The organism is Nostoc sp., assembly GCF_036917615.1.
Lineage (GTDB): Bacteria > Cyanobacteriota > Cyanobacteriia > Cyanobacteriales > Nostocaceae > Nostoc.
In genome coordinates this window covers 87529-100857 of record NZ_JBALCZ010000031.1, presented here as the reverse complement: position 1 = coordinate 100857, position 13329 = coordinate 87529, and the positions used below count along the sequence as shown (strand labels likewise).

General features: G+C 41.2%; 13 protein-coding genes. 6 read left to right on the top strand and 7 right to left on the bottom strand.

Annotated features, from left to right (window positions below):
• Positions 1–86: 86 nt before the first annotated feature.
• The 3 genes from V7K85_RS11705 (at position 87) to V7K85_RS11695 (ending at position 2459) form a co-directional block, all read left to right on the top strand.
• Positions 87–449, top strand: a complete 363-nt coding sequence (locus tag V7K85_RS11705) for a hypothetical protein (protein WP_334813745.1) — start codon at positions 87–89, stop codon at positions 447–449.
• 17 nt (positions 450–466) lie between these two features.
• Positions 467–1546 carry a WD40 repeat domain-containing protein gene (locus tag V7K85_RS11700; RefSeq protein WP_334813744.1) on the top strand — a complete coding sequence of 360 codons (1080 nt, stop codon included), beginning with the start codon at positions 467–469 and terminating at the stop codon, positions 1544–1546.
• Positions 1547–1676: 130 nt separating this feature from the next.
• The gene (locus V7K85_RS11695; RefSeq protein ID WP_334813742.1) at positions 1677–2459 is read left to right on the top strand and encodes a hypothetical protein; all 783 of its coding nucleotides are present in this window, start codon (positions 1677–1679) and stop codon (positions 2457–2459) included.
• 226 nt (positions 2460–2685) lie between these two features.
• Here the strand turns inward: V7K85_RS11695 and V7K85_RS11690 are convergent, their stop codons facing one another.
• Positions 2686–4128 (bottom strand): peptidoglycan-binding protein, encoded by a 1443-nt coding sequence (locus V7K85_RS11690; RefSeq protein ID WP_334813740.1) that lies wholly within the window; start codon positions 4126–4128, stop codon positions 2686–2688.
• Between the two features lie 206 nt (positions 4129–4334).
• On the opposite strand from V7K85_RS11690, the gene V7K85_RS11685 reads away from it, so the two are divergent.
• A complete protein-coding gene (locus V7K85_RS11685; RefSeq protein WP_334813738.1) occupies positions 4335–4622 on the top strand; it encodes an ATP-binding protein in 288 nt (95 codons plus the stop codon).
• A gap of 27 nt (positions 4623–4649) precedes the next feature.
• On the opposite strand, the gene V7K85_RS11680 is transcribed toward V7K85_RS11685, so the two are convergent.
• Both V7K85_RS11680 and V7K85_RS11675 read right to left on the bottom strand, forming a co-directional pair.
• Positions 4650–5159 carry an SH3 domain-containing protein gene (locus tag V7K85_RS11680; RefSeq protein ID WP_334813736.1) on the bottom strand — a complete coding sequence of 170 codons (510 nt, stop codon included), beginning with the start codon at positions 5157–5159 and terminating at the stop codon, positions 4650–4652.
• Positions 5160–5639: 480 nt separating this feature from the next.
• Positions 5640–7151, bottom strand: a complete 1512-nt coding sequence (locus tag V7K85_RS11675; protein WP_334813734.1) for an AAA family ATPase — start codon at positions 7149–7151, stop codon at positions 5640–5642.
• 425 nt (positions 7152–7576) lie between these two features.
• On the opposite strand from V7K85_RS11675, the gene V7K85_RS11670 reads away from it, so the two are divergent.
• Together V7K85_RS11670 and V7K85_RS11665 are read left to right on the top strand one after the other, a co-directional pair.
• Positions 7577–8029, top strand: a complete 453-nt coding sequence (locus V7K85_RS11670; RefSeq protein WP_334813732.1) for a hypothetical protein — start codon at positions 7577–7579, stop codon at positions 8027–8029.
• Between the two features lie 9 nt (positions 8030–8038).
• Positions 8039–10225: an NACHT domain-containing protein gene (locus V7K85_RS11665; RefSeq protein ID WP_334813730.1), complete on the top strand. Its 2187-nt coding sequence runs from the start codon at positions 8039–8041 to the stop codon at positions 10223–10225.
• 278 nt (positions 10226–10503) lie between these two features.
• Here V7K85_RS11665 and V7K85_RS11660 read toward each other — a convergent pair whose 3' ends face one another.
• The 4 genes from V7K85_RS11660 to V7K85_RS11645 all read right to left on the bottom strand — a co-directional run bounded on the left by V7K85_RS11660 (position 10504) and on the right by V7K85_RS11645 (position 13283).
• Entirely contained in the window at positions 10504–11019 is a 516-nt protein-coding gene (locus tag V7K85_RS11660) for a YceD family protein (protein WP_334813728.1), read from the bottom strand.
• Positions 11020–11350: 331 nt separating this feature from the next.
• Positions 11351–11878 (bottom strand): Jag family protein, encoded by a 528-nt coding sequence (locus tag V7K85_RS11655; protein WP_334813726.1) that lies wholly within the window; start codon positions 11876–11878, stop codon positions 11351–11353.
• Positions 11875–13026, bottom strand: coding sequence for a membrane protein insertase YidC (gene yidC / locus V7K85_RS11650; RefSeq protein ID WP_334813724.1), 1152 nt, complete (start codon positions 13024–13026; stop codon positions 11875–11877). Before yidC ends, V7K85_RS11655 begins: the two co-directional genes overlap by 4 nt.
• A gap of 50 nt (positions 13027–13076) precedes the next feature.
• Complete coding sequence (locus V7K85_RS11645) at positions 13077–13283, bottom strand: hypothetical protein (protein ID WP_334813722.1); 207 nt, start codon at positions 13281–13283, stop codon at positions 13077–13079.
• Between the last annotated feature and the right edge of the window lie 46 nt (positions 13284–13329).

The window sequence follows — 13329 nt, the reverse complement described above, 5'->3', positions numbered from 1 at the left end:
AACCGTAATTACCCTGAGTGTTCTTAACCAAAAAAGACTTAAATTGATGGTATGTCATATAAACAAAAGTTACCACATTTTTGAATATGTCAAAACTATCAGTTTTTAATTTCCTACAATATTTAGATGCTGATGATAACTTACAACAAGAAGTCAAATATTTAACTCAAACTTATCCAACTGATATTAGTAAAATTGTTGAATTTGCTAGAACTAAAACTGATATTGATTTAGGAACTAATTATACTTTTAATGAAAATAGTTTAATAGAAGTTCTTGCAAATTTAATGCATGAAAAGAAGAAAGCAGAAGAATTTTTAAGCGAAACGATTGGGGGACATAAAATTTATGTTATTCGTAGGATTGATGAAACAGGGTTTCAATATAATGAAATTATAAATTGTTTAAAGTATTTCGCTAAACCATTTTTAAATAATATATACAACTAAAAGTCTAAAGGCTTAGTATGAGTCAGCCAAGACAGAGCGAAATTTTAATAGTGTTATTAGGTCTAACTTTGGGATTAATAGCTCTTTTTATTGTGTTTATGGGAGAGCTTGGACTCATCCCTATTTTTTCAAAAAACGTCTCAAATTATGAATCTAAGAAGGACATTTCTTTAAGTAATTCACTTAGCTTCTCTCGTTCACGCAAAAATATTACAACTGCAACTTTAGTTAATACTCTTCCGAGAGGTGGTTCGTATTATACATTAGGCATTACCCCAGACGGAAAGACCTTAGTTAGTGGGAAGGAGGATGACGATATCGAAATCTGGGATCTCCAAACAGGAGAGTTGAAATCGACGCTTAGTGGACATAAAGGCTCGGTTCTTTCTGTTGCTATCAGCCCAGATAGCAAATTTTTGGCGAGTGGAAGTGAAGACAAAAATATTAATATCTGGAATCTCCAAACAGGAAAGTTAAAATTTACCCTTGTTGGTCATAAGGATGAAGTTTGGTCTGTAGTAATTAGCCCAGATGGAAAGACCTTAGTTAGTGGTAGTAGGGATGATACTATTAAAATTTGGAACCTGCAAACAGGAGAGTTGAAATCAACCATCCCTGCTCACTCACGGATAGTTCGTTCTTCAGTAATCAGTCCTGATGGAAAAACTTTGGTGAGTGGAGGTGTTGATATTATTAAAATTTGGAACTTGCAGACAGGAAAGTTAAAAGCCACTCTGACTGGTCATTCTAATACGATTTTTTCTTTAGCCATTAGCTCGGATGGTAAGACTTTGCTCAGTGGGAGTTGTGACAGAACTATCAAAATCTGGAATCTGCAAACAGGAGAATTGAAATCTACACTTAGTGGGCATCATGACTGTACTTGGTCTGTAGCTATTAGCCCAAATGGTAAGACCTTTTTCAGTATAGGTGATGACCTCATTATCAAAATCTGGAACCTACAAACAGGAGAGTTAGAATCTACTCTCCATGCTAATCCAAGTACATTTTTTTCCCTAGCTATAAGCCATGATGGTAACACTTTGGTAAGTGGAGATTACGGGAATCTCAAGATTTGGCGACTATTTTCTCAGTGATGACTGTTGAAATTTTATTGAAACAAAAGCCCTAACTGAACTACTGGAGTTTGAGGTGGTGTTATTGAAATTGCATTTTAATCAGTTGTGGTTAAACTAAGCTTACGAAGATAAATTTACTCCAAAAAATATGATTGAGCAATTTATGAAAGATGTCCCCCGAAATATGAGAATAACGGGGATGCTTCTTTTTCGTGACGCATTCATGGAAGCCTGTCATGGTGAGAAGTTTTTGTGTGTAGTACACGCGGCTCATGCAGCAGAGATACTTTTGAAAGCTAGAATTGCTCAAGAAGACCTACTATTAATATTCTCCAGATTGCCTACTCAACTAAAAGAATCTAATGATACTCTTAGTCTGATTGAGCTAATAGAAAATGGGTACACTGTAAGTTATAAGAAGTTACCTGAGAAACTTTTGGAAACAACTGGAATTAAAATTGAGCGACTTCAGCAGTATAAAGAATTCGGTAAAATAAGGGATCAAATTATTCACTTTTCAATACCAAACCCAAAAAAAGCACTTGATGAACTAACGATACTCTATTCCCTTGAGGTACTAGATCCTTTGGTAGAAAGCTTTTGGGGACACTCAGTTTTTGATTTCATCAAGAATGATTATTTTTACGATAGGGACGGTTTTCTTAGCAGTGGACTACTAGAAGAAAGAATTAAGAAAATCCATCCAATAGATGAAAGATTGAGGCGATTATTAGGAGAAAGTAGTAGAGAAAACCTGGAAATGTTAGAAAGGCTAAACAACTTACCAATAATCTATGAACCTGATGAATCTAAGAATCCAACATTTGAAGATTACTTAAAATATGAACAAGAAAATACTCAAGATAGTTATCCCTATGCTTCTGAAATTGAACTTATGGAACGGTGGGAAAACTTTCTAAACTCTTTTTAGAACAAATGGTAGTGTTAGGGCTGAAGTAAATAGCAGATGCTCTTGGCAACGTCAATAGTACAATAGACTCTCTGCCACTAGGCAATTGTTGAAGAGATGATAGAGGAGTATGGTAAATGAACAACGCTGTAGAAAGTGTCAACAACGTATAATGTTTGTCAAATAAACGTTGTAGACGTTGTAAACGACATTAGGTGATTCTGAATTCTGAATTCTGATTTCTTCTTCAATTGTATTTTACCCGTGCATCCAGACCATAGGAGCGGAGCTTTTTCGATAATGTTTCTGCTTGGGCGCGATCGCTAAATGCTCCAGCATTCACATAATCCCCTAGATTGGATTGCTCCGCGATAGCATCGGGTATATATTGTCGCACTTTACTCAGAGTATCATTATTGGAAATAGGCACTATTACTCTGTAGGGATTATTAGCAACTAATGTGTTGCCATTGGTAACAGGCACTACGTTATTAGTAGGAGGTAAATAGCGATTATTTTGAGGTGCTACATAGTCATTCGTCTCAGCAAATACATAACCATTAGCCTCAGCAGAATTCCCTACATTCGAGCTATTCAATCCTAATGCTTGCCAAGTTTGCCAATCTACATTTCCAGTAGAATTCAATCGAGAAGATTGCTGGAATGCAATCACAGATTGTCTGGTGTACTCGTTGAAAAAACCATCAGGATTGGTATTAGAGAAACCCAACTGCCCCAAACGCTCTTGAACTAATCTGACATTTTCTCCTTGATCGCCTACAGTCAGATAATTTCTGCCTTGTTGTTGAGTAGCATATCCACCTGTGGAGGTTCTACGCACTGACTCCAAGACTTGGCCATTGGCAATGCCATCAACAGGTAGGCGAGAATTTCGCTGGTATTGAATGACAGCTTTTTTAGTAATTGGGCCAATATTCCCAGTGGGATTAGTCTTAAAATAACCTAGCTGCCGCAAACGCACTTGTAGTTCTCTCACTTGTTGAGTAGAGAGACTTGATCTGATTGGAGTCGGAGAGTAACCCAGTAGTGTGTTCCAAGTTTGTCGATTTACAATCCCGTTAGCAGCTATGCGATAATTTTGTTGGAATCTAATTACAGCATCTCTGGTCATTGGGCCAAAATTCCCATTGGGATTAGCATTCAAATAGCCTAACTGTCGTAGACGCTGTTGCAACCTGGTTACGGCTGCACCAGTTTTGCCTTGAGACAGAACAGGATATTGACCACTTGGCTGCAATGCGCGACTAGTATTCCTACTAGAAGTTCTACTTTGACAGGCTCGTTGCAAGGCTCGTTGAGTATTACCACCCACAACCCCATCAGCAGGTATTCTATTGGCTTGCTGGAATTTGATCACAGCATTTTGAGTCAAGCTAGCAAACTTGCCACTCACCGGGCCGTTAAAGTAGCCTAACTTTTTTAAACACCTTTGGCTACTGGTAACTTCAGGCCCATTACTTCCTATTTTCTGAAGTGCTAAAGCTTGCCCAGCTATACTCAGAAGCCCCATAGTCAGTGCCACAGAAAAAAGACGCATCGTTGCACCGCTAGATAACTTTTTCCAATTCAAAAATTTGAAATTAGCTACGGTAGGAACAACCTTGACGCTTTCGGATGCCTCGTAGACTGAGGCAAGCTTGGTTAAATAGCTATTTACCCCTGTTTTCACTTGCTTATTTCAAGTTACGACTATACAAAATTGTACCATTTGCTCTGTATTATAATTTTTTTTAGTATGATTCCTTACAATAAATTCTGCAAGCTGATATGAAATACAAGCTTTTGTAGAGGGAATAATAAGCAACGTAAAGCTTTGGAGGCTTGTTTTCTATTTGCCTGACAAAATTTTTGCTATACCTATTTGGGTTTCATAGCATGAGCAACATTAAAGTTTTTGACAATGGTTCTGGCATTAGTGAAGAGATGCAAAATAAAATATATTATCCCTTTTTCACAACTAAACCAGTTGGAAAAAGAACTGGATTAGAATTATCAATTAGCTCTCAGATTGTCGTTCAAACACATGGTGGTAAGCTAAACTGTATTTCTGCCAAGGGGCAAGGAACTGCTTTTAAAATTGAGCTTGCAATTGATACATTGATACATACTTCCAGTTTTCTGGGAAAGCAATCTCAATTAGATCCAGATGAAGTTATTGAGTAGACACATCTGATTTTCTGATTTTTTAAGCTATTGTTGATTAACTTTTTCAGTATTACCTGCTTTTACCCAACCTTCTTGTTCGCTACCTTCCAAACGGATTTTTTGCCAGGCTTTATCCTCGCTTTCTGACAAAATAATAATTTTTTGATTAAAACCAACCCCACCAATCTTTTCAGCTTCTTGATTTGGTTGCGATCGCAAACTTAAGCCTTCAGCCCAACTAACACGCCCTCGGTAAGCTCCCGATGGCAATGGTTTTGGTGATGGGGTAGCCTTTGGTGATTCTGTAGAAGTAGAAGTTGAGCTTGAAGACGATTTAGTCTGAGTCCCAGGTTTAAGGCTGGGTTTACCTGCTCCAGGCTCAGTTGCTTTTGGAGCTTGGGCTTTCACCGAGGGGCTATCGTTGGAAAAAACGGGTTTGGCAGGGGCTAGTCCGGTGCGATTCATGAAATAAAGTGCAACTGCAACACCGCCACCTACTAACACAGCGATCGCTAAGAAAAACCCAAGTATAAACTTTGTTAAGCCAGACAACATAGTTAAAACCTGATTATTAAGAGTCAAACAATTTTGGATTTTAGATTTGCGCTAGCGTAGCGTAAAGCCTTCTCTACGAGAGGCTGCGCCAACGGCATAGCTTCTCTACGAGACGCTACGCGTAGCTTGCTTCCGCGCAGGGGTACGCTTAGAACGAGTCCGCAAGCGTCTGGGTTTCCCCAATTAGAGCAAGTGGCTCTCAAGGGGAGCCAGTTACGTGCGTATTTTCCCACGGCAGTCGCTCATGGGGGGAACCCCCTTCTCTACGAGACGCTCCGCGTTGGCGTAGCCTCTCGTAGAGAAGGTGCTAGCTTCTCACGAATGGGAGAAGACCGCGGGCGTTGTACTGGCTCTCAAGGGTTACGAGTAGAGAACCAAGTAACCCATGCGGATAAGAATCAATAGTCCATAATAATTGATCATTAACTGTTGACTATGGACTTTTGACTAACTCATTATTGTAGCTACTACTGAATGCGTTCACGTAGTGCGCCGGAGGCGTTCGCTCAAAGGACTGTGTTTAGATGCTAAACGCGCTCTCCCAGCAGCAGCCCATTCTTGGAGTTGCTGAATTTGCTCTACAGCAGTTCGTGCCAAGGGTATGATCTGACTGGCTGCTTCTAAAATGTCGTCGGTAGCAAAGTCGCGGTTTTGGCTAAATCCAATATGCATCGCTTCAATTAAAGTTTGCTCAATTTCTGCCCCAGAAAAATCGGGTGTCTCGTATGCTAGCCTGTCGATGTCATAACTTTTTAAGTTATGCGGGCGCAATCGGGATAAATGAACATCATAAATTGCTTTTCTCTCCTCTTGAGTGGGCAAACCCACAAAGAAAATTTCATCAAATCGCCCCTTACGGAGCATTTCCGGCGGTAAAGCTTGGATGTCGTTGGCTGTGGCGACGACAAAAACGGGTGAGGTTTTTTCCGCTAGCCAGGTAATAAAAGTGCCAAACACACGGCTGGCTGTTCCGGCATCACCTTTGCTACCAAGTCCAGCAAAGGCTTTATCTATTTCATCAATCCACAAAATACAGGGAGCGAGGGCTTCAGCTACTTGGATCATTTGGCGAGTCCGAGATTCTGATTCACCCACCAAACCACCAAATAACCTTCCCACATCCAGACGTAGCAAGGGTAAATGCCAGTGATGAGCGATCGCTTTTGCGGTCAACGATTTACCAGTTCCCTGAATACCCACCAACATTAAACCACGGGGGTGCGGTAATCCGTACTGTCGCGCCTTATCAGTAAATGAACCTCCGCGGCGGATCAGCCAGTCTTTCAAGTTATCCAGTCCGCCAATATCAGAAATTTGCTCAGTGGCGGGGTAGAAGTCCAGGATTTGGGTTTGGCGGATAGTTTGGCGCTTTTCTTCCAAAACCAGATCCACGTCTTCAGGTTGCAATTCACCGTGGGTAGCGATCGCTTTTGCCAAAACCCGGCGAATCCGTTCCATCGAAAGTCCTTGACAAGAGCGCACCAAATCATCTAAAACTTTGCCAGAAAGGGAGTTACTAGTGCTTTGCAGTAAGCGTTCTACCTCAGTTTTAATTTCTAGGGCGGCGGGTAAGGGAAACTCGACAACTGTCAGCACTTCGGTTAAGTCGTCAGGGATGGCGATGCGCGGCGACAGTAAAACAATATTTTTTGGTTGCGACTTCAGGAGTCGGGACAGATTGCGGAGTTTGCGGGCGATCGCTACATCATCTAAAAAGCGATGATAGTCTCGTAAAATCAACACAGCTGGTGCAGAGGCTGGTAATTTTTCGATGAATTCTAAAGCTTGCAACGGGTTACGTCGCCCAAACCCAACATCATTGGGATTTCCCTGGTAGCCATCGACAAAATCCCAAGTATACACTGGGCGATTACCCTGGTTGGTTGCTTCTTCCCGGATAGCTGCTTCTACCCGTTCTTCCTCATAGGTGGGAATATAAATCAAAGGGTAGCGGGCGCGTAGCAGCAGTTTAAACTCATCACGGAAGTTCATATGTAGCTGTGGTTATTAGTTATTCTCTCATTGTTCAGGTTTGTATCGTGTCTCACAACTAAAAACGAATATAGCGGTTCCCGTATGGGTAAGGCACAGAAAAATAATTAACCACAGATACAAGGTAGGGACACGGCATTGCCGTGTCCCTACCCAGTACCCATTCAAAGGAGAATCGCTATATATATATCTTTACCTGGTACCAACTAATGAAACTTGAACAAGCTCTGCTTAGATAAAAGTTGAAGCAAAGCCGCAGAGCTTGCATTTGCAGGTGGAAACTGGGAACAAGTGAATTTACACTCCCATCCGGGAATGTAGTAATTGGCCTACTATATACGCAAATTTTTTTAATATTCGGGAAAGTTATCTGCTTGATTTGTATTAAAGCTTAAATGAAATTATGTTTTTCCCGAGCAAATAAAATGGCAGAAAATAACTCACAGCCCAAAAATACTGAAGGAATGTCCCTCAATATTGGCGGTGGTCAATTTTCAGGTGTTCAAGTTGGACAAGCTGCTGGCGACATGACCCAAAACCAGCAAAATACTCAGGGTGGGGCTGAGAAAGAATTGACCTTACCTGAGGTTGCGGAATTAATGGCACAAATTGAATTCATATTTCGTAATTCAGATTTACCAGAAGACCAAAAGAAACAAGCACTTAAACATCTGGATTATGCAACCGACGCAGTTAAGGAAAAAGAACCAGACAAAAACACTGCGGTAACAAGTTTGCAAAAAGCTAGTAAAGTCCTCAAAGAAACGAACGAAACGTTTAATGCAGGCCAAGGAATTTGGCAAAAGTTAGAGCCAATTGCCAAACAATTAGCTCCTTGGTTAGGAGTCGCAGTTAAAAGTCTTTTATTTTTTACATGAAGAAAGGTTATGAATCAAGAACAACCCCTTCAGAATTTGAATATTGATGGTGCTTTGATTCGGGAAGCTCAAATTGGACAGGCTGGACGCGACTTGCACCAAATTCAGTATCTAACTGTGAATGAAAGCTTTAGCCTAGCTAAACTAATAGGTCATAGGCAGGTAAAACCTCCTTCAGGGAAAGAGGAGTACCGTTTCCGAGAAGTTTTACTTAATAAAGTCGAACAGTATTGGATTAAAGGCGTACTAGAAAAATCTTTGTATACCAAAGGTCTAATTGATTTGGGACTGGAAGAACGATTAGACGCAGTAAAGCACCCGTCTAACATTGTTCAAGAAATTCCTGATGAGTCTGGGCAAACCTTACCTGAAGGTAAAAGTGTCTCTGATGTCTTCAATCAGATGGGAAAAGGACGAACCTTACTGATTTTAGGAGAACCTGGCGCGGGCAAAACGATTACTCTCCTGAAGCTGGCACAAGAATTAATTGCTCGTACCAAAAAAGATTTTAGCCAACCTATTCCAGTAGTGCTGAACTTATCTTCTTGGGGGAATAAACAGCAAACAATTGCTGATTGGCTGATTGAGGAATTGAATAGTACATATCAAATTTCTAAGGCACTTGGTAAAGTCTGGATTGAAGATCAACAAATATTACTGCTGTTAGATGGTTTAGATGAGGTGAAAATTGAGCGTCGGGAAACCTGCATTCAAGCCATCAACGAATTTATGCAAGAACATGGGTTGATCGAGATTGTGGTGACAAGCCGTATCCGAGATTATGAAGCTCTCTCTACTCGGTTACAATTGCAAGGTGCTGTCTGCCTCCAATCTTTGACATTTCAGCAAGTTAACCAATATTTAGACAGGGCTGGTGAACAACTAAAAGCAGTAAAAACATTGCTTCAAGAAGACACTACGCTGCAAGAGTTAGCCAAGTCTCCCCTGACTTTAAGTGTTATGACCCTGGCTTATAAAGGTAAGAAACTTGAAGATTTACCCAATACAGGTTCTAAAGAGGAACGCCGAAAGCACCTGTTTGATACTTATATTGAACGGATGTTTAAGCATCGTAAATATGAGCCAAGATACTCAAAATTGCAAGCAATGCGCTGGTTAATTTGGCTAGCACAGCAGATGTTCCAGAAGTCTCAAACGGTCTTTCTTCTTGAAAGAATACAGCCTACATGGTTGTCAAATCGAGTGCAAAAAAGACTTTATCAATTTGTAAATTGGCTGGTTGGAGTAATAATTTGTGGGTTTATCGGCTGGCTAATACATCAATCATCCGGGGCGTTAATTGGTATAATTACGGCTGCAATACTTTTAACTTGGAGTAGAGTAGAAATAAAACCAGTTGAAACTTTGAAATGGTCTTGGCAAGAAGCCAAAAACTTTTTGAAGAATGGACTACCACGTGGATTAGTTTTGGGGCTGATTATAGGACTGTTTTTCAAGCTATTTAAGATTCCCTTTGATCTCAAAACTGGGTTGCAATTAGTTGATACTCCATTTGATCTCAAAACTGGGCTGCAATTAGGTTTAGTATACGGGCTAATTGATGGACTGATTTTAGGATTGTTAGGTGGACTGAGAGGCCCAGAGATAATGATAAGAACGATTCCTAACCAAGGGATATGGAACTCAGCGAAGAATGCCCTGATAATGGGATTGATCGGGGGATTACTTGGCGCATTATTTGGGAGATTAATTGGTGAACAAGTCTTCGGAAAAACTGAATGGATGCAATTGTGTTTAGTGTTTGGGCTTGTAGCTGGGCTTGTGTTTGGGGGTGGTCAAGCCTACATACAACACTTTACCTTACGCCTCTTTCTTTACGGACAAAATTCCATACCTCGAAACTATGTCCACTTTTTGGAATATGCAACTGAACACATCTTTTTGCAAAAAGTTGGAGGTAGTTACATTTTTATCCATCGAATGCTGCTGGAGCATTTTGCCCAAATGGAGCCAGTAGTTATTCAATCAACTTCACAACCAATTCATCAGTCTACTGATAGGAGTAATGCACTCACTGAATTCAATTCAACCAACAATTTCAATAGAGAAACTCCATCTCAAACTCCAGTTGAAAATAATCTAGTATGTACCAATTGTAGTTGCAATAATCCGGTGGATTTCAACTTTTGTAGCAAGTGTGGGAGACGATTAAATCAACCAATTAGCCGAAACTAAACTAAGCATAGCCATAATGATAAATAAAGAACATTATTTGCCAATTTGTGTTTATTGTTACGGCTAACTGCTTTCAGTTGCTGGCTTTACTATGTACCCTAGAGCTATAGCAAGCCTGAACCATTCGTAAGAAACAAGATCCCCGACAACTTTTACGAAGTCGGGGATCTACGGATTGCAATTCTTACAAATCAAATACGATTGCTATATAATAATTGACTCCTTAAAATAAACGCGCTACTAATAGTGCGTTACCCAAGTTGAAAGTAACCTGTTTATCACGGAAGTTGCTTTTTCAGTGCTTCCAGAGAAGCCCAACGGTTATCAACTGGAGTTTCAGGAATATCAGAACTATCAACAGTACTACTTACAGGAATACCTGGACAATTGCGATCGCATAACTGGCGCTGGGGTATTGCCAAGCACATCTGCTCATACAGCCATTCGTTAGGATAAAAATAACCATCGGGCGGTAGGGTTTCAAGCAAATCTTCCATAATCACTTCCCTTTCTAAGGGCAAGTCATTTGGCTGATTTCCAGTTTCGTCTAACCAGATGATTTCTTTCGTATCAAGCCCTAAACGTCGATTGTATTGCTGCAAACAGCGGTTGCAGGTACAAGTGATAATTGTTTCTGCCTGAGCGGACACTTCCAAGTAATTGCCATGATGCTGCACGCGCACATGACCGCGAACTGGTGTCAACGTTTCCAGACCAGGCAGAAATTCCTTAACCTGAATTTCCTCTGTCCGCTCCGGGGCTTTAGTTAGCTGCGGAATATAAATTGCGTCCATAGGATTTGTGAGACATCCTCACGAAAATTAATGGTGATTACCAGGAATTATACTGATACTACATCTTTATTTTAGCTTTTAGGAACAAGAAAAATTTTGAAATTATATAGTTATGAGCTTTCAATGAACTCTTAACTCTACCAATTTTAGATTTTGAATTTTGGATTTTGGATTGAATAAAAAATCTAAAATCGTTCGACTGAGCGACTTGCCTTGAGCGTACTCCTACGGAGAAGCAAGCTAGCAAGAGCTTCTCAAAGAGTTGCCGACTTGTGCCGAGCAAACTTGTACTGAGCGGAGTCGAAGTCTAAAATCCAAAATTGAACGACTCCTAACTCCTAACTTCTTCCAACGAAGCTGGACGGACAACCAGATGACGTTGCGGCTCTTTACCGCGACTGAAGGTTTCCAAATCTCCAAATTCCTTCAAAAAGGTATGGACTTGACGCCGTTCAGCAGAACTAAGGGATTTGATTTCCACTTCTCTACCAGAAAAGCGCACTTCATCGGCTGCTGCTTCTGCTAATGAGCGAATTTCGGCTTCTCTTTTGACCCGGTAGCTATTCAACTCAATGGTGTAAGAGGCTTGTTCCTCAGGGAGTTGGCTTAGGTTTAAAACCGAATTTGCTAGATACTGAATCGCATCTAGCACAGAACCATCGGCACCAATTAATACCTGGATTTGTTCTGACGTCAAGTTGTTTTGCTCAATTGTCAACCAGTAGTTATCTGGTTCTGGGGAATCGCTGTCTTGAGAATGGGCAGTTTCTAAATGACCCTGAATCTCAGCAGGTATTCCAGTGAGTTCCAGCAGTGTTTTTAACCACTGCTGACCTCGCTGCATCGGAATGTTGCTCATGATCCCCCTGTCGCCTTTTTCTTAGAACTTTTCGGTTCAAATGGCAATGCCTTTTGTTCTGTGACTACTGCTTCTTTCTCCTGGGTTTCTACGATTTTTTGCAGTTCTTCTGATAGAGGTTCGCGGGAGAGAAGATAAGTTTGTGCGGTTTGGAAAATATTACCAATCACCATATACATCAGCACCCCAGCTGGTAGGGGGAAGAACAAAAACATCCCAGAAAAGATGACGGGGGTGATTTTGTTAACTGTATCCTGCTGCGGATTGCCACCGCTGGAATTTTGCCCGGACAGCATTTGGCTAACATAAAGGCTGATCCCAAAGAAGACGATCATGGCGACGATATCCCAGTGGATTGTGCCATCTGGATCAGTTGCGCCAACCCTGCCTAAGGCATCAATGAATAGAAAGCCTTTTTCTGCTGCTAGTCCAGGAATTGTTCCTTGAATGGAAACTTCTCCCGGTTGCAAGGCTTCTACATTGCCCTGGGCATCAATTTTTATCCTATCTTCCCCTTTGGTGATTTTCCAATCAGGAATCAGCTTATTTTCTGGGTGTTCTGCTAAGAGCACCTGAAATGGTTTGCCCTCAATGGTCTGATACTGTATCTTGGTTTGTTCTCCCACTGTTAGTTTGTTACCACTGGGAAGGATTGCAGCTACTTTAACGTGTTCCCCATCTGCAACGTAAATATTTTGAGGAGCAGTGGCAAAGGCTTGCGGTTGAATTTGTTCGATTTGTTCTGCAGGAAAGATTTGCAGGTTAACGCTGTAGTTCGCACTTGCAAAAGGCGAACCCCGCAAAGTGGCGAATAGCGCTAACAAGACTGGCATTTGCACTAGTAATGGAAAACAGCCTGCCAAAGGGTTGCCAAATTCTTTTTGGACATTGACCATTTCCTCCTGCTGTTTTTGCGGATCATCCTTATAGCGCTCTTTGATTTCTGCCATCCGCTTTTGCATCAGAGGTTGTACAATTCGCATTTTCCGCATATTGCGAATTGAGCCAGCACTCAGGGGATAGAGCGCGAAGCGCACTATCAGTGTCAAAGCAACGATCGCTAATCCATAGCTAGGCACAATACCATAGAAAAAATCTATGATTGGCAGCATCACGTTGTTCGAGAGAAAGCCGATACCAAAATCCATTATTCTGAATTCAACCTGAGGTACTGTATAACTGACTGAATCTAATTTATCTAAATCATCATTTCTCGGCGACTATCTTTCGCTACGGATAGCCGCACATTAAAATGGGGCATTGGCCAAACAGGGCACTTGTACTGAGCTTGTCCTGAGCGTAGCCGACTTGTGCCGAGCGTTCGCGTAGCGTCTCGTAGAGAATCCGAGGTAAGGGCGGCGTCGTTGGCGCAGTCTCTCGTAGAGAAGTATTGGGTATTGGGCATTGAGTATTGGGTATTGGTTAAGTTATTCTCCCCAGCAACGCCAGCA

Excerpts from the sequence above, each read along its gene's own strand:
- V7K85_RS11705 (WP_334813745.1), top strand. The coding sequence starts at position 87 with ATGTCAAAACTATCAGTTTTTAATTTCCTACAATATTTAGATGCTGAT.
- V7K85_RS11700 (WP_334813744.1), top strand. The coding sequence starts at position 467 with ATGAGTCAGCCAAGACAGAGCGAAATTTTAATAGTGTTATTAGGTCTA.
- V7K85_RS11695 (WP_334813742.1), top strand. The coding sequence starts at position 1,677 with ATGATTGAGCAATTTATGAAAGATGTCCCCCGAAATATGAGAATAACG.
- V7K85_RS11685 (WP_334813738.1), top strand. The coding sequence starts at position 4,335 with ATGAGCAACATTAAAGTTTTTGACAATGGTTCTGGCATTAGTGAAGAG.
- V7K85_RS11680 (WP_334813736.1), bottom strand. The coding sequence starts at position 5,159 with ATGTTGTCTGGCTTAACAAAGTTTATACTTGGGTTTTTCTTAGCGATC.
- V7K85_RS11675 (WP_334813734.1), bottom strand. The coding sequence starts at position 7,151 with ATGAACTTCCGTGATGAGTTTAAACTGCTGCTACGCGCCCGCTACCCT.
- V7K85_RS11670 (WP_334813732.1), top strand. The coding sequence starts at position 7,577 with ATGGCAGAAAATAACTCACAGCCCAAAAATACTGAAGGAATGTCCCTC.
- V7K85_RS11665 (WP_334813730.1), top strand. The coding sequence starts at position 8,039 with ATGAATCAAGAACAACCCCTTCAGAATTTGAATATTGATGGTGCTTTG.
- V7K85_RS11660 (WP_334813728.1), bottom strand. The coding sequence starts at position 11,019 with ATGGACGCAATTTATATTCCGCAGCTAACTAAAGCCCCGGAGCGGACA.
- V7K85_RS11655 (WP_334813726.1), bottom strand. The coding sequence starts at position 11,878 with ATGAGCAACATTCCGATGCAGCGAGGTCAGCAGTGGTTAAAAACACTG.
- yidC (WP_334813724.1), bottom strand. The coding sequence starts at position 13,026 with ATGGATTTTGGTATCGGCTTTCTCTCGAACAACGTGATGCTGCCAATC.
- V7K85_RS11645 (WP_334813722.1), bottom strand. The coding sequence starts at position 13,283 with ATGCCCAATACCCAATACTTCTCTACGAGAGACTGCGCCAACGACGCC.